We start from the raw sequence: 16,518 nt of genomic DNA, 5'->3' as shown, positions 1-16,518 counted from the left end.
TCACGTGGCGTGAACTCGCTCGTTAACGAGTTTCATTTGCTGATACTGACCACGGAAGTACACGAACGAGCCAAGCACTAACAGCCCGTAAACAACCGATAGGATATACGCCCCGTAGATGAAGAACTGGTGAAAGCTGATACCGCCCTGACCAAAATTCTTGTAGAGCAACACACTGACACTACCCAGATACCCGTACCAATCGGCCAGCGTCACCATGAACCCAACGGTGCTCACGTAGCGGAACGATGCCACCAGCCGCTCGAAATACAGGCCATTACAGGGTACATACCCCATGTACAGGCCCAAACCGGTCAGCAGAAACCAGGTGCCGGGCGAGAGCATACCGGCCGTATACGCCCAGGTACTCATGCCCACCACGGCACCGCCCGCCAGCATAATCGCATTGAGAAACGCGAACGCCCGGAAATTATCGGTCACGCGCTGGAGCAAAGCCATCATAATCAGGACACCTACCGCAACCAGGGTTTCGGTCTGAGCAAAAATGCCCGCGTTTTCAACACCCGCATTGCGCAGGATTTCGGGACCGAAATTGTCGCGAAAATCGCGGAAGGCGGTCAGCAGAACGTAGGATATAATTAGTAGTACCAACCCTGGCCTGAAGTTGCTCACAAACGCCCGTCGTTCTGACTGGTTCATGGGTTTACGCTCGGTTCGTAGTTCGCGGTCGATGGCAGTAGGCGGTGGCAGTAAGGTGAGTGCGTAAATAGCCGCCAACATAGGCAATACAAACAGTGACCCCGTCACAAAAGGCAACCAGAATTCCGACACGCCCCAACTGCTTTTGATGGTTAGCGCCACCGTTTTGACAAAGCCCGAAGCAAAAATAAACGAAGCCGTCAAGCCCGCTACCAATGCATCCGTTTGTCGGCGCCCTTCCAGAAAGCCCAGCATAATGCCGTAGACCATACCCAGGGGCAATCCATTCAGAAACAGGAATAGGATGTTATAAGGAGCGGGCACGACGGCAAAGCCGAGCAAAGCCAGCAGGGCAGCACCGACGAACAGCAGAATATTCAGCGCTCGTCGACCGGGCGACATCTCCGACACAAACTTGATTCCTAGTCCTTTCGATACGGCATAGCCTAACACTTGTGCCGTAACGAGCCAGGTCTTATAGCCGACACCCGCGAAGGCCATGCCTTCAAAAGTAACAGCGGTTATCCCTTTACGGAAGGCGAATATGCAGGCATACGTACAGAAAGCGGCCGTAGCGCCAAAGAGCATGAAGGCAGTTGGGTTTCGGAGAAAGCGCATATACCGCAATATACTGTAAAATCAATCTTCGTTGACTGCACCTGGCCAGGTTTAGCCCGCGCACTTTCTAGACTTATCATTCGCTCAGTGCCATTTCTACGGGCGATCTAATACTTTAGGTTCCATCAAGCTAAACTCTGTCATGGCGAGTCACGTCTATTTAAACAAAATCACTTTTTGTGACTACCTTCCGCTGTCAACCCGAAAACGCTTGTACAATGAACTTGATCGCTACTATTCTGATCGGTGTAGTCGCCCTTGAACACCTATATATCCTCTGGTTCGAGATGTTCGCCTGGGAAACCAAAGGAAAAGAAATTTTCAAACACGCCCTGCCAGCCGACCTGTTCAAACCCACTAAAGGATTGGCAGCCAATCAGGGGCTTTACAACGGCTTTCTCTCGGCCGGCCTCATCTGGACTTTCTTTATCTCTGATCCCGCCTGGAAGGTGTATGTCGCCATTTTCTTTCTCAGTTGCGTAATTGTTGCGGGCATATACGGTGCTCTAACCGCTAGTCGACGTATCTTTTTCGTACAGGCGCTTCCTGCCATACTTGCACTTATTGCCGTACATATCCGATAGCGAGTCTAGCCAACGCTCCTGTCAGCAATTGTTGGCGTTTGTTGGTAGTAGTTAACGTGAGCTTTAAAAACAGCGTCTTGTTGCTGCTGTGTCTTCCGACTACGCTACGCTAATCGGCTTTCCAGATGGCTGTAGCACTTTTCGAGATAGTAAATCGGATCAGGCAGGATCATATCTGTTTCTTTAGCCTGCTCATCCCAGCCACGAACCTGCACGATTTGCCGAAAAGAGGGATTCTTCTCAAAGGCGACGAGTTCATCTGATGTCATCGGTCCACCCTGGAATTCCAATGTTTTCACACTAGCTTCCGACAACCGCGCGAAGTAATCCGGATTTTTCGTCACCAGATACCGCTTCGCGTTAACGTGGTGCTCGATCAGTTGAGCCACTTTTTCCGAAAAACCCCGCTCACGCAGGTAGTCCGCTCCCAGTCGCTCATGATCAACGGTACCGTAGCCATCCATGTACCCCTTCGCCTGTTCGGGAGGCAGCAAATGGCCAATATCGTGCAGGAACGCAGCAATGATAGTTTCTTCGTCGGCCCCGGCACGTTCAGCCAGGCCACCACATTGTAAGGCGTGTTCGAGTTGCGTTACCGGTTCGCCGAAATAAGCGTCGTTACCGCCCACTTCGAAGAGCGTAGCTATACCAGAAATAGTTTTTCCAATCATAAAGAGTGTTGGTGTAGATAAAGAGAATATATTTTGAGAAAGCACTGGTTACATCACAATTTGTAGTCTCTCGGACCATAAACTGGACACAAGAGGCCGACAACTATCCAAGTAGTAATCCGCTTATACTTTCACACCCAGCCACTGCCGAACGCTGTCTTCGGCGTAGCCCGCTCCGGAACTCATGCCCTTCCCGCCGATACCGGTCACGATACGGATGTGTTCATCGACATCGTACTCAAAAATTTCGGCCTTTGTCTGGCTATAAAAACCAGCCCACGTCTTTTTGATCGTTATGGGAAAACTCACAATCCGGCGGGCTTCGGCCAGCATCAGCTCGTTGATAAAATCCTGCGTATGATAGCCCAGGTCCTCCACCTGCCCGAAATTACGGACTGTTGCTCCTACCGGGTAATTATCTTTTTCGAGCAGCAACACACGCAGGCCAGCTTTAGCCGCATGATAGGCATGAAAAGTCCCCAGCGCTCCCGCGCCGATAACAATCAGATCGTACATGATTTATGTGGAGTCATTAGCCTTTCGTGTAGCAGAAACTAATGACCACATACTAACTATTTTGACTAATGACAAAGAATGACAATCAATTAAGCGACCATAACCTCCCGCGAATTTAACAGTGCCGGGAGTTCGGCTAAAGAGCCGAGTAAGTAATCATGCGGATGGACTTCCAACTGCTCACGTGTGTGTGTACCATTCGTTACGCCCAGATTCAGGCCGACGCCAGCTGCCCGGCCCGACAACAGATCCGAAGGTGTGTCACCGATGTTGACAACCGCTTTAGGGTTGCTACCGACCAGAAGCGCCATTGCCCGCTCGATCATGAGCGGATACGGTCGGCCGCGCTCGACTTCATCGCTGGCAATAGACACCTGAATCAGGCTGTCCGGTCCGCCGATACGCTGCCCATTGAGACCATTTAGCCAACCAAGTTTCTCCAGAATGATGTCCGTCACAGTCCGATAAAAATCGGTTGTCAGGGCAATAGCAATACCCCGGTCGTGCAGGTACCTAAAAACGTCCAGACAGCCTTCGGTGGGTGTCGCTCCATTCCGGAGATAGTGTTCCTCCAGAATCCCCTGAAAAGCCGCATACGAAACGTCTACCTGCGTTGTTATGTCGGGATGCAGATCGCCCGACTGCTCTTTCCAGAGCGTTTCAAATACGTACCGTTTGGCCAGACCCTGCATGGCCAGAATCCGCTCGTCGGTAACATTCAGACCAGTTTCAGCGGCTGCCTGCGCGAAACACCGCTCTACTTCGTGGTGATCGGTCACCGTTGTACCCGCCATGTCAAAAACCACTAACTCAATCGGTTGCATTATGAATGGGGTTAGAAGACAGAGCAGTAAAGCAACAGAAAGTTCCTGTACGCTCGGAGCCGTCTGTGTTAAGAAATCGAGAAGAAGTCAAGACTAAACGACTTATGCCCGTTCATACCAGACAGCAACCAGAGGCAGCGACCGCGAATCGAACAGGCAGCGTTACGTACTTTGAACCATCCTCATGCGACATAGCGGTTGCATCAACCCTCCCGTAGTTTTAAAATCAGTTCTGTTTTCAGTTCGTGCAGGTTTTTTTCCAGGCCAACCGGATACGTGTGCGGATTAACAAACCGCTTGACGCCGGGGTGCAACTGGCTTAGCTGAGTCTGCACCCGAGCCCGCACGGTATGAATATCCGGGCTGTCGTACACGCATTTCCCGTCCTGAAATACCGGAACGAGCAGATCTTCATACGCCTGTTCCGCCGTGAATCGTCGGCGTCGGGTAAAATCCAGCGGATCGATCATGGTCGTGTCGGTTGCGCCCAGCGCCCCTTCTCCGGGGGTATTGCTCTGGTCATAAATCATATCGGCCAGATACCCGCGCTCGTCGCGGTACCGGCGTACCTGCTGAATACCGGGGGTTGAGGTTTTCACGGCCTGCTCCGATAGCTTCATCTTGTAGTCCCAGCCGGCCGTTTTGTCATTGCGGAAAGCGGCCAGTTTATACACGCCCCCCAGCGCAGGCTGGTCGTAAGCCGTAACGAGTTTCGTACCGACGCCCCAGATGTTGATCTTTGCCCCCTGCTGCTTCAGGCTGTTGATGATCGTTTCGTCCAGGTCGTTACTGGCCACAATGGCGGTATCAGTAAATCCAGCTTCGTCCAGCAGTTTGCGCGCTTCAATGCTCAGGTACGCCAGATCGCCCGAATCGAGCCGGATACCCGAAAGCTTGTGCCCCTGTTCCCTTAGTCGTTTACCCGTTTCGATGGCGTGGCGAACCCCCTGTAACGTATCATACGTATCGACCAGCAGCGTTACGTTGTTGGGCAAGACGTCGGCATACGTATTGAAGGCCGTTTGCTCATTTTCGAACGACATCACCCAACTGTGCGCGTGCGTACCCCGAATCGGAATATCGTACAGCTTTCCGGCCAGCACATTGGACGTAGCGTCGCAGCCACCAATGTACGCGGCCCGGCTCGCCGTCATGCCCCCATCAACTCCCTGCGCCCGGCGCAGCCCGAATTCCAGCAACGTATCGTTCTCGGCGACCAACCGCAACCGGGCCGCTTTGGTGGCGATCAGCGACTCAAAATTAACCAGGTTAAGCAATGGAGTTTCAAGCAGTTGACATTGCAGAATGGGACCGCGCACCCGTACCAGCGGTTCGTTCGGAAAGACCACCGTCCCCTCCGGAATTGCGTCGATGTCGCAGGTAAGTTTGAGCGTAGCCAGATACTCGATAAAGCCGGCTTCGAACATCGGCTGGCCGTCGTTGCCCGTCAGCGTCTCCAGATAGCGCAGGTCTTTCTTCGACAGGCCGAAGTTGTTGACGTAGCCAATTACGTTGCTTAGTCCGCAAGCTACCGTAAATCCACCGGCAAAGGGGTTTTTACGGAAATACAGGTTGAATACCGCTTCTTTTTCGGCGGTTCCTGATTTCCAGTATCCATAGGCCATAGTGACCTGATACAGGTCTGTGAGCAGGCTCAGCGAAGTATCGTACAGCTTATTTATCATGGCGCGAAGGTAGTACTCAGGGGGTTCCCAGAAAATTTCTGCTGGCAAAAAACAATTAATTACCTAATTTGGTCTGATAATTGTGAGGGGCAGTTTTGCTACTAAGCTCACCACTCAACGCAGGCCCCTAATCTGTAATTCCGCAGTACCACCATGCAGAAGTTAAGCCTTTCCCAATCGCTCCAGCAGAAGCTATCTCCGCAGCAGATTCAGTTTATAAAACTGCTGCAGATACCGACGGCTGAATTAGACACCCGTATCGAGGAAGAACTGGAAATTAACCCGGCGCTTGAGGAGGGGATGGATGAAGAATACGACCAGAAAGAAGACGACCCATTCGACGAAACCGACGACTTTAAAGACCGCGACGAGGAGCTTGACATCGACAGCTACATTCAGGACGAAGATTATGCGGGCTACAAGATGCAGGGCGATGGCAATTACAACGAGGAAGAGCGGGAGATGCCGCTAGCCACCAGCTCGAGCCTGACCGATTCCCTGTTGCAGCAGTTTGGGTACCTGAACTTAACCGAAGAGCAGCGGCTGGTTGGCGAGCAGCTCATCGGCAGTATCGAAGCCGATGGCTACATCCGCCGGTCACTTCAGGCCATTGTCAACGATTTGGCCTTCTCTCAAAACGTGTTTACCGACACCGAGGAGGTGGAAGAGGTGCTGAAAAAAATCCAGTCCTTCGACCCGCCCGGCATTGCTGCCCGCTCGCTTCAGGAGTGTTTACTGCTGCAACTGCACCGCAAAGACCAGTCTGATCCGTACAACGTCCTGGCGATCCGCATCATCGACGATTTCTTCGATGAGTTTTCCAAAAAGCACTACGACAAGATCCAGCGACGACTGAATATCAGCGACGACTCGCTCAAGAAAGTCATCGACATCATCATTCGGCTCAATCCCAAGCCGGGTTCGGTCGAAGGTGAATCGGGCAGCGCGCAGTACCTCATTCCGGATTTTATCCTGACTAATAACAACGGTAAACTGGAGTTGACGCTCAATTCCAAAAACGCGCCTGAACTACGGATCAGCCGGTCGTTTGCCGACATGCTCGATACGTACGACAAGAGCAGCAAGCAGAACAAAGCCCTCAGAGAAACGGTCTCGTTCGTGAAGCAGAAGCTGGACGCAGCCAAATGGTTCATCGACGCCATCAAGCAACGCCAGCAGACCCTACTCAAAACCATGAACGCCATTGTGCGTTTTCAATATGATTTTTTCCTGACCGGCGACGAATCGAAGCTGCGGCCCATGATCCTGAAAGACATTGCGACGCTCATCGATATGGACGTATCGACCGTGTCGCGGGTGGCTAACAGCAAAGCCGTACAAACCGAATTCGGCATCTATCCGCTTAAATACTTCTTTTCGGAAGGGATCTCTACCGATACGGGCGAAGATGTCAGCAGCCGGGAAGTCAAAAATATCCTGAGGGATCTGATCGACAACGAGCCCAAACTCAATCCGCTGTCGGACGATAAGCTCGAGAAAATTCTGAACGATCGTGGCTACAACATTGCCCGGCGTACGGTGGCCAAGTACCGCGAGCAGCTCAACATTCCCGTTGCCCGGCTCAGAAAACAGCTGTAACTAAATTAGAATGATGGATGATGAACGATATACAAGCGCTCAGCACTTAAATTTGTCCCGGTAATTGTACCGTTCATCATCCATCACCGCACCGGCGATCCGGTCACCGTTTTCAAGTTGAATACCCGTCTTGCTCAGTTTCTTTCTGTCGTCTTTCATCCCTTGCTCATGCCGACACTTCTGTTCGGCGTTTTGCTGTTTTTAGCGCCGGGGGTCTTAGGACTGGATGCCTTCTCAGATTCGCTTCGGCTTAGCCTGCTGGTGTTAATCTTCATTGGTACGTTCGCCGTTCCGTCGCTGCTGATTTATTACCTGTTCCGGAGCGGATACGTCAGCAGTCTGCACCTGAACGATCTGGCCGACCGGCGGCTGCCGTACTTTCTGACGGCCCTTGTCTATACGTTTATGACCTATCTGTTTGGCTTTCGGATGCAGCTGGTGTCTACGCAGGCACCGGGCGTAGCCATTCTGCTGGGCGGCATTTCCTCATCCATTCTCCTGGTTGGTCTGGTGAGTCTGTATTGGCAGATCAGCGCTCACAGCGTGGGCATGAGTGGCGTACTGGGCAGCATTGGCGGGCTGATGCTGAAATTCGGCACCGATGATCTGTTCCTTCCTCTGGTCGTTCTGGTGCTGCTGACGGGCCTTGTCGCCAGCGCCCGCCTGAGGCTCAACGCCCATACCCCCGCCCAGATCGGAGCCGGTGTCGTGCTGGGACTGGCGGTCAGTTTAGCCACGGTATTCTGGCTGATCTGATTTTTGCCGTAATCCGTAAACGTCATCGGGAATGTATTTCGTTAACTTGCTGCAGACCGCCAATAGCCCGTACTAAACTACGAACGAACACGACCTAAACCTGTTTTCTAAGATGTACGAAAATCTCCTTTATGACGTAACTGACGGTGTTTGTCGCATTACGTTGAATCGCCCCCAGGTATACAATGCCCTAAGCCCCGGCCTGATTCGTGATGTTACCGAGGCCATTTATACGGCGGGTACCAACAACACGGTTCGGGTTGTGGTGCTCACCGGCGCGGGCGACAAAGCCTTTTGTTCCGGTGCCGACCTGAAAGAAGGCTTCGCAAACGCAGCTTCGACGGGGGGTACACTCAATCTGGGCGAGTCGTTACGTACGGGGTACCATCCCATGATCCGGGCGATCCGCAACCTGGCAAAGCCCGTGGTGGGACGTATCAACGGCGTAGCGGCCGGGGCTGGCTGTTCACTGGCGCTGGCCTGCGACGTAGTGATCTGCGCCGACGAAGCCTACTTCAGTCAGATCTTCGTCAACATCGGCCTCATGCCCGATGCGGGCTCTACGTTCTTTCTGCCCCGGCTGGTTGGTCCACAGCGGGCCTTTGAGTTAAGCAGCACCGGCCGACGCGTGTATGGCCCCGAAGCCGCCCGGATCGGTTTGGTCAACCGATCGGTACCAGCCACTGAGCTAGACGCGGCCGTAGCCGACGTAGTGAGTTATTACGCCACTGCCCCTACCCTCGCCATCGGGGCGATGAAAAAAGTTTTGAATCAATCGCTCTATTCGGACCTTGACCATCAGCTGGAGCAGGAAGCTGAAAATCAAGATAGTTTAGGCCGTTCGGCGGATGCGGCAGAGGGAATCGGTGCCTTCCTGATGAAGCGTAACGCAAATTTTTCGGGCAAATAAGTTGACAGACGCCATTTTTCTCTCTACTTTTGCACTCCCAATCAACGGGAAATGCATTTGTACCGGGGTCGACATCAATTTGATAGAGCCCCTCGTAAAAATGTAAATCGCATTCGTAGCTCAATTGGATAGAGCACCTGACTACGGATCAGGAGGTTTGGGGTTCGAATCCCTACGAGTGCACAGAAAGCTTATCTTTCAGACCAAAAAGCCCGCTAAATGCGGGCTTTTCGCATTTCTCTATATTATCCTGTTGACCTGGTTTACCTAATCATAAGGCACATCCTGAGGTAAACATTATTTAAAATGAAGTACAACACTATCAAGATGCTTGGACGTTATTACTTAGTGAGTAAATCTGTAAAGTTTTAATACAAACGAATTGCCTTTGAGTGAATGGGCCGACATTCACGATGTACAGGTTTTATAGGCTAATTCACGCATTAATAGAGATCATCCTTATCACTAACCCGTAGAACTGGATGACTTGGCAGGTTTCGGCAATATGCTTTGGCTTGCTGATACGTGGTTACTCTTGACTCCATTCCAGGATGCTGATGATTTGTGGCTCTCTCCTCGGTATCTTGGTCTATGTTACCGCATCCGGCCAATAATTCGGGAAGCATGCAATCCGTTTCCAACGCCTTTTCTGGAATCCATACGCGGTTGTCATGCCTTTTGGTTATATCCAGCCCGAATATTACAGTTGTTATACAGGAACGAAAAACGGCTTCCATACCGTATTGGGCCTGCTACCCATTGACGTGTTAAATCTTTTCGACAAGCACAGCACTACGTATCACGCTGGCAGTTGGCACCAATCTCCTCTAAATCCAGTTCCCGGCAGTTGGCGTTGTAGCCCTTAATTCTGCGTGTCGCCCACTTTCTATATCAAACTTATTGGCTATATTCATACCCAATTAACGAGTTGGACAAACTTCTCCCGCCGACGGCGCGCCTATTTGGTCAGAAATCCCTGATCTTGTCCAATAAGCCTCGATAATTGCCGTTGGTTAAACAATTAATCGGGCGTGGGTGCAGCTTTCTTAGTTTTGTCCCATCTTTTGCTCGACAGTATCGTAGTAAATATGACGTACGAAGCGTGGCTGCTTTTCTTTTTGGGTATAGTAACGGCAATGCTGCTTTACAACGTAGTGCAGTGGGGACTGTACCGCGAACGCATTTACGGTCTTTACACGGCTTACATGCTTGTCTGGCTAAGCTATTTTGCTTTACGCGCCATGGACCTGCCCGACAATCTGGCCAATTTTGTGCGAATCGTGGGGCCTATGTTCGCTTATTTTGTCTATTACGATTTCACCATCGCCTTCGTCAACATTCGGGATAGTCAACCCAGGTTGATGCGTCTGTTCAGGGTTACGCAGGTGGGTCTGGTTGCCTATGTTGCTGTGGAAATCGGCTTTTGCCTGCTGACCGATTACTGGCAGCAGCCCATCCACGAATTGATTCATTCGCTGGCCCGTACGGTGCTGGCGGTTTTGTCAGGCTACATCATCGTTAACCTGTTTCAGCGAAAAGACCTGATCACCCGTTTTTTCATCACCGGCTCGGCGCTGCTGGTGTTCGGCGGACTTGTCGCGATGATTCTGACGCTGGTCTGGACAGACTACCAGACGAATGTATTCTGGAATGCGCCCATTGCCTATATGCAGATCGGCATCATTCTCGAACTGATGTTCTTTTCGCTGGGCTTATCGTACCGCCACCGTCAGGACGCCGTTAAACGGGCCATGTTCGAGCAGGCCCTCACCCGCGAACGGGAGCAGCGCTGGCGGGCTCAGCTGGAAGCGGAACTCGCCGTTCAGCGACTGAAACAGGAAGTGACCGAAATGCACATGCGGGCGTTGCAGGCACAACTGAGCCCACACTTTTTGTTTAATAGCCTGAACTCGTTATCCTCACTGATTGCCGACGATCCGATAAAAGCCGAGCGGTTTGTGGATGAGCTGTCGAGCGTGTATCGGTACCTGCTCCAGGCCAGCGACCGTGAGCTGACGACCCTGGCGACGGAGATGAAATTTATCAGTTCGTATTACCACCTGCTAAAAACCCGTTACGGTCAGGGAATTTGTCTGCAGGTCGATATTCACGATACGTATCAGGAGTTTCTGCTGCCACCGCTTACGCTGCAACTGCTCGTCGAAAATGCTGTGAAGCACAACGTAGTGTCGCCCAACAACCCGCTGACGATCCGGATTTATACCGACAACGACGGGGCTCTGGTGGTACGTAACAACCTGCAACGGAAACGGCTCAACCGCCTGGCGTCGACCAAGAAAGGACTGGAAAATATTAACCTCAAATATAAGCTGCTGAACCAGCCCGCTATCGACATCTGCGAAACCGACGACGCCTTCGACGTCATCGTGCCGCTGATTCCATCGACGGAGGAACTGGTATAAGCCCTTACTTGCTCAATTGCTGAGCCGCCTGCTGATCCACCATCCAGATCAACTCGCCCTGATCAGGTTTGATCACCTGCGAAGGAAACAGGTCGGGTTGGTACGTCCCTTCCAGCACTTCTTTCAGCGGGGCCGCTTTCTTGGGACCAGCCACCAGAAACGCTACACACGACGCCCGATTCACGACGGGGGCTGTCAGCGTCAGGCGAAACATGTTTTGCTGAGTCAGGAAATAGGCTTTCGCCCAGGCGGTTTGTTCATGAACAACTTCGGTTCCGGGGAACAATGAGAGCGTGTGGCCATCGTCGCCCATGCCCAATAACACCAAATCGAACGTAGGGCCGGTATCGCCAAAGTACTCGTGCAGAATCCGGTCGTAATCAGCCGCAGCCGCGTTGGGTTCGAGGTCCGTACGCCAGACGTGAATCTGATCCTCGGGCGTGTATACGTGACCTAACAACGTATCATAGGCCATCCCGGCATTGCTCTGCTCATCGTCAATCGGCACGTAGCGTTCATCACCCCAGAATACATGAAGTTGCAGCCAGGGAATCTGCTCCCGATACGGCGACTTAGCCAGCAGTTCGTGCAGGGCTTTAGGAGTGCTGCCTCCGGATAAGGCGATGGTAAACCGGTCCTGTTTTTTCAGAACCTCCTTTATACGCTTGGCGATGAAATCGGCCGCACCCTTGGCCAGATCATCCGGATTCTTCTTGATAATGAGTTGCATGCAGTACGTTCGTAGGTTGCCGGGAAAACCCGTTTACACAAAATCCTCCCGCATCGGCGTAAAAATATCGACCAGCACACCGGCTTCCACGCAAACGGCACCATGCCAGACATCGGGTGGAATGTAATATGCATCACCGGCATGTACCGTTCGGCTTTCGTCGCCAATCGTAATGGTAAATACGCCACGCTCAACGTAACTCATCTGCGTATGGGGGTGACTGTGGGCTGCGCCAATGCCGCCCGCTTCGAAAGCCACTTTTACCATCATCAGGTTGGCGTCATAGGTCATGATTTTGCGTTGCACACCGGTTGCCACCGGCTCCCAGGGCAGACGGTCATCCTCTACAAACAGAGCAGCTAGCTGAGATTGGGCCATAGCGGGATTATATCTTACGTATTAAAAACAGGGGCAAGACCACTAAACTATGGTCTTGCCCCGCAGAAAGTTTATTTAATTGCCCACTGGAAGCCGTCTTTTTCAACGAGTTCATCAGCCGCTTTAGGGCCCCACGTACCGGGTTCGTAATTTGGAAAATCGGCGGGAGCTTCACTCTCCCAGGCGTCCAGAATCGGCGTCACCACTTTCCAGGCGGCCTCTACCTGATCTGCCCGCATAAATAACGTAGCGTCGCCCGTCATTACGTCTAACAGCAGGGTTTCGTACGCTTCGGGGTCCTGACCTTCGTAAGCGGTTTTGTAGCTGAACACCATTTCGACCGGATCGATAGCCAGGGTCTGGCCAGGGCGTTTTGCCTGAAACCGCAGCCGGATGTCCATAGCCGGCTGAATACCGATCATGAGTCGGTTCGACTGCCAGGTTTGGGTAGCTTCGTCCGGAAAAGCGTAGTCAGGAGCCGGTTTAAATTGAATTTTGATCACCGTTGTTTTTTCGGGCAGCGATTTACCCGTACGCAGGTAGAACGGTACGTTTTCCCAGCGCCAGTTGTCAACATATAGTTTCACGGCCGCGAAGGTTTCGGTGGCGGAGTCCGGCTTTACACCTTCTTCTTCCCGATAGCCTGGAATTGCTTTATCGTTAATCGTACCGGCGCCGTATTGGCCACGTACGGCTACGTCTTTTACCTGCTCCGGTTTGATCCGGCGAATGGCATTCAGGACGTCTACTTTCTTGTTCCGTACCTCGTTGGCATCGAATGAAATGGGCGCTTCGGTAGCCACCATGCACAGCACCTGCAACAGGTGATTCTGGATCATGTCCCGCAAGGCACCGGAGCCTTCATAGTAGCCGCCCCTACCTTCGAGCCCAACCGTTTCAGCCGCCGTAATCTGCACATACTCTACGTAACGGCGGTTCCAGATCGGCTCGAACAGCGAGTTGGCGAAACGCAGCGCCAGAATATTCTGCACGGTTTCTTTGCCCAGGTAATGGTCGATGCGGTAGATCTGCTCTTCGGCAAACAGACCTCCCAGCAACGCATTGAGTTCCTGCGCCGTTTTCAGGTCGTGCCCGAATGGCTTTTCTACCACAATGCGAACCCGGCCTTTGTCGGAGCACAAGGGCATTTTGCCGAGGTTAGTGGCAATGCCGGGCACCAGTTGGGGGGCTACGGCCAGATAAAACAACACGTTCGGGCAGTCGCCCCACTCCTTCTGTTTTTCCTCGACCAGGTCCGTCAGTTTTTGATAGGCCCCGGCATCACCCGCGTCCAGCTGCATGTAGGAGATTACGGGCGAGAATGTCTTCCAGGCATCTTCGGGGCCGTTTTTACGACGGGAAAACGACTGAACGCCTTCCAGCAGCCGCTCCCGAAACGATTCGTCGGTATACTGGCTCCGGCCCAGACCAACAACCGCCAGTCGCTCCGGTAAATAGTTGTCTATAAATAGGTTGTACAGTGCGGGCGTGAGCTTGCGAAGGTTGAGGTCTCCGCTGCCGCCGAAGATGAACAGCACCGTAGCCGGTGGCCGCTGATTCGTAGCTGGGATCATAATCCGGTTGTATTGACGGGCCGCAAATTACCGACGGTCCACGTTCGGAACAAGTTTATATGGTTAAGGTTCCGCGAGGTCCCTAAATCTTAGGCTAATCGTGTTGCCCTTCGCCGGTTTCGTGAGGGAGGCCAACCTCATTCGATTGCCAGCGAACGTAACGTTTAAGCCTGTTCACCTACAGCCGGTCGGTACGTCCATTCGGCAGAATGACCACAGAAACGTTGACCGATACGCTTAATCCAGGCCGCGCTTTATTCGCCAACAACTTATTTCTCACTGGTGAGTTTTTTGGTCAGGATTGCATCAACTGATAAGAATACGGTACTTTTGACCCGCGCTTACAACCATTTCTAATCGTATGAAAATTGCCATCGGCTCCGACCACGCCGGTTTCCGGTACAAAGAAGCCATCAAAAAGTACTTGATTGACCTTGGCCATGAGGTTACAGACAAAGGTACCGACTCCGAAGCATCGGTCGATTATCCACGTTTTATCCGTCCCGTTGCCGAAGCGGTTGCGGCCGGTGAGGTTGAGCGGGGGGTCGTACTGGGCGGCTCAGGCAACGGTGAGGCCATCATGTCGAACCGCATCAAGGGCGTTCGCTGCGCGCTCTGCTGGAACGAAGAATCGGCCCGGCTCGGTCGGCAGCATAACGACGCCAACGTAATATCCATCGGCGAACGGATGATGAGCGAAGAAACGGCCCTGAAACTCGTCAAAATCTGGCTCGATACGCCTTTTGAAGGCGGTCGTCACCTTACCCGCATTCAGCAGTTGGATGAGTAATTAACTCCTTTCCCGTGCGCATTCTCTGGACGTACCTAAAACCATACCGCTGGTTGGCTGGCCTATCGTTGGCACTAGCCGGTATGGCACAGGTGCTGGCCCTGGTCGACCCCATCATTTTTGGTAAACTTATTGATGAGTACGCGACCAATCCGGGCCAGAAAACCGAAGCCGGGAAATTAACGGGTGTACTTCAACTACTCGCGCTGGCCGTTGGCGTAGCTGTGCTGTCGAACGTAATGAAGGCCTTTCAGGAATACCTGACTCGCCTGGTTGTGCAGCGATTTGGCACGGATATTTTCAACGACGGGCTCGCCCAGACGCTGCGTTTATCGTACGAAGAGTTTGGCGACCAAAGCAGCGGAGCTACTTTATCCATCCTCCAGAAAGTACGTACTGACACAGAAAAATTTATTAACTCTTTTGTGTCAGTACTTTTTTCGTCGGTTGTGGGCATCGGCTTTCTGAGCTGGTATGCCGTCACGAAACACTGGGCGCTGGTTCCGGTCTTTCTGATCGGCGTGTTGCTGCTGGGTGGCCTTACTGGCCTGCTGAGCAAAGAAATCAAAACGACCCAGCGGTCCATTAACCGCGAGACTGCCCTGCTCTCGGGCGTTATCACCGAGTCGCTCCGAAACATTGAACTGGTAAAAAGCCTGGGGTTGACTTTCCCGGAAATCCGGCGACTGAAAGGCCAGACCGCCCGGATATTCGATCTGGAAATGCTGAAAGTGAAGCGGGTACGGCTGCTGTCTTTCTGGCAGAGTACGACGCTCAACATCCTGAAACAGTCGGTACTGTTTACGCTGCTGTGGCTCATCTTCCGACACGTACTAAGCACGGGAGAGCTCATATCAATGCAGTTTATTTCGGTGGCCATTTTCAATCCATTGCAGGATCTGGGCAATATCATACTGGCGTATCGGGAAGCCGAAGCGGGCCTGAACAGCTTTGCTCAGCTGATGCAGAAACCGATCGAGCGCAATCCGGAGTCACCCGTTGAGGTTGGACCCATCGAGCGATTGCGGTTTGCCAACGTCGTCTTCCGGCATAAAGGCGCTGGTCAGAATGCCATCGATGGGGTTTCGTTTGAGGCTACCCTTGGCGATACCATCGCCTTTGTTGGTCCGTCGGGATCAGGAAAATCAACCATGGTGAAGTTGCTGGTTGGCCTCTACCGACCGGGCGCCGGCGAGATATTTTATAACCAGTTGTCGACGAAAGATATACGCTTCAACCCGATGCGTCGGCAAATTGGGTTCGTCACCCAAGAAACGCACCTGTTTGCCGGCACAATCCGCGAAAATCTGTTATTTGTTAAACCCAACGCGACCGAAGCCGACATGCTGGATGCGCTGGGAAAAGCCGCCTGTACGCAGATCATGGCCCGTTCGGGGAAAGGATTAGACACGGAGATTGGTGAAGGAGGGCTCAAGATGTCGGGGGGCGAAAAGCAACGACTCTCCATAGCCCGCGCTCTGGTCAGGCGCCCGCGAATGCTTATCTTCGACGAAGCTACATCGGCTCTCGACTCACTCACCGAAGAAGAAATTACCGATACGGTTCGGCGCGTATCGGCCTTACAGGGGCAAATCACCATTCTGATTGCCCACCGACTGTCGACCATCCTGCACGCTACCACCATTTTTGTCCTGGAGAAAGGTAAAATTGTTGAAATGGGCAATCACGATACGTTGGTTGCGCAGAAGGGACTATATTACGCCATGTGGCGGCAACAGATTGGCGAACGAAAGTCAGAGCCGTTAGTCCGCGAACCGTAACATCTGTTGCAATTGGTCC

General features: G+C 52.5%; 15 protein-coding genes and 1 tRNA gene. 8 read left to right on the top strand and 8 right to left on the bottom strand.

Annotation, left to right across the window (positions count from 1 at the left end; genetic code table 11):
- Entirely contained in the window at positions 1-1,278 is a 1,278-nt protein-coding gene (locus ACYVBJ_RS06560; protein WP_460981493.1) for a DUF5690 family protein, read from the bottom strand.
- Positions 1,279-1,496: 218 nt separating this feature from the next.
- Between ACYVBJ_RS06560 and ACYVBJ_RS06555 the strand changes: the two genes are divergently transcribed.
- Positions 1,497-1,862, top strand: coding sequence for a DUF1304 domain-containing protein (locus ACYVBJ_RS06555; protein WP_460981492.1), 366 nt, complete (start codon positions 1,497-1,499; stop codon positions 1,860-1,862).
- Positions 1,863-1,966: 104 nt separating this feature from the next.
- On the opposite strand, the gene ACYVBJ_RS06550 is transcribed toward ACYVBJ_RS06555, so the two are convergent.
- The 4 genes from ACYVBJ_RS06550 to ACYVBJ_RS06535 form a co-directional block, all read right to left on the bottom strand.
- The gene (locus ACYVBJ_RS06550; RefSeq protein ID WP_460981491.1) at positions 1,967-2,533 is read right to left on the bottom strand and encodes an HD domain-containing protein; all 567 of its coding nucleotides are present in this window, start codon (positions 2,531-2,533) and stop codon (positions 1,967-1,969) included.
- A 123-nt stretch (positions 2,534-2,656) separates the two neighbouring features.
- Complete coding sequence (locus ACYVBJ_RS06545; RefSeq protein ID WP_460981490.1) at positions 2,657-3,049, bottom strand: FAD-dependent oxidoreductase; 393 nt, start codon at positions 3,047-3,049, stop codon at positions 2,657-2,659.
- 89 nt (positions 3,050-3,138) lie between these two features.
- A complete protein-coding gene (locus ACYVBJ_RS06540) occupies positions 3,139-3,873 on the bottom strand; it encodes an HAD family hydrolase (protein WP_460981489.1) in 735 nt (244 codons plus the stop codon).
- A gap of 203 nt (positions 3,874-4,076) precedes the next feature.
- Positions 4,077-5,558: a nicotinate phosphoribosyltransferase gene (locus tag ACYVBJ_RS06535; protein ID WP_460981488.1), complete on the bottom strand. Its 1,482-nt coding sequence runs from the start codon at positions 5,556-5,558 to the stop codon at positions 4,077-4,079.
- A 153-nt stretch (positions 5,559-5,711) separates the two neighbouring features.
- Here ACYVBJ_RS06535 and rpoN point away from each other — a divergent pair, with 153 nt between their 5' ends.
- The 5 genes from rpoN to ACYVBJ_RS06510 all read left to right on the top strand — a co-directional run bounded on the left by rpoN (position 5,712) and on the right by ACYVBJ_RS06510 (position 11,246).
- Positions 5,712-7,157 carry an RNA polymerase factor sigma-54 gene (gene rpoN / locus ACYVBJ_RS06530; protein WP_460981487.1) on the top strand — a complete coding sequence of 482 codons (1,446 nt, stop codon included), beginning with the start codon at positions 5,712-5,714 and terminating at the stop codon, positions 7,155-7,157.
- Positions 7,158-7,325: 168 nt separating this feature from the next.
- The gene (locus ACYVBJ_RS06525; protein WP_460981486.1) at positions 7,326-7,913 is read left to right on the top strand and encodes a hypothetical protein; all 588 of its coding nucleotides are present in this window, start codon (positions 7,326-7,328) and stop codon (positions 7,911-7,913) included.
- 112 nt (positions 7,914-8,025) lie between these two features.
- Positions 8,026-8,823 carry an enoyl-CoA hydratase/isomerase family protein gene (locus ACYVBJ_RS06520; protein ID WP_460981485.1) on the top strand — a complete coding sequence of 266 codons (798 nt, stop codon included), beginning with the start codon at positions 8,026-8,028 and terminating at the stop codon, positions 8,821-8,823.
- Between the two features lie 109 nt (positions 8,824-8,932).
- Positions 8,933-9,006: transfer RNA gene (locus ACYVBJ_RS06515), tRNA-Arg, on the top strand.
- Positions 9,007-9,911: 905 nt separating this feature from the next.
- A complete protein-coding gene (locus tag ACYVBJ_RS06510; protein ID WP_460981484.1) occupies positions 9,912-11,246 on the top strand; it encodes a histidine kinase in 1,335 nt (444 codons plus the stop codon).
- Positions 11,247-11,250: 4 nt separating this feature from the next.
- Here ACYVBJ_RS06510 and pgl read toward each other — a convergent pair whose 3' ends face one another.
- The 3 genes from pgl to zwf all read right to left on the bottom strand — a co-directional run bounded on the left by pgl (position 11,251) and on the right by zwf (position 13,928).
- Entirely contained in the window at positions 11,251-11,976 is a 726-nt protein-coding gene (gene pgl, locus ACYVBJ_RS06505) for a 6-phosphogluconolactonase (protein WP_460981483.1), read from the bottom strand.
- A gap of 33 nt (positions 11,977-12,009) precedes the next feature.
- A complete protein-coding gene (locus ACYVBJ_RS06500; RefSeq protein ID WP_460981482.1) occupies positions 12,010-12,354 on the bottom strand; it encodes a cupin domain-containing protein in 345 nt (114 codons plus the stop codon).
- A 71-nt stretch (positions 12,355-12,425) separates the two neighbouring features.
- Positions 12,426-13,928, bottom strand: a complete 1,503-nt coding sequence (gene zwf, locus ACYVBJ_RS06495; protein WP_460981481.1) for a glucose-6-phosphate dehydrogenase — start codon at positions 13,926-13,928, stop codon at positions 12,426-12,428.
- Between the two features lie 361 nt (positions 13,929-14,289).
- On the opposite strand from zwf, the gene rpiB reads away from it, so the two are divergent.
- Together rpiB and ACYVBJ_RS06485 are read left to right on the top strand one after the other, a co-directional pair.
- A complete protein-coding gene (gene rpiB / locus ACYVBJ_RS06490) occupies positions 14,290-14,718 on the top strand; it encodes a ribose 5-phosphate isomerase B (protein WP_460981480.1) in 429 nt (142 codons plus the stop codon).
- Positions 14,719-14,732: 14 nt separating this feature from the next.
- On the top strand, positions 14,733-16,499 hold the full coding sequence (locus tag ACYVBJ_RS06485) for an ABC transporter ATP-binding protein (RefSeq protein ID WP_460981479.1): 1,767 nt from the start codon (positions 14,733-14,735) through the stop codon (positions 16,497-16,499).
- Positions 16,500-16,518 lie beyond the last annotated feature (19 nt).

The organism is Spirosoma fluminis (assembly GCF_054778895.1).
Note: the sequence above shows the minus strand (reverse complement) of the source record. Positions and strands in the feature narration are given on the sequence as shown.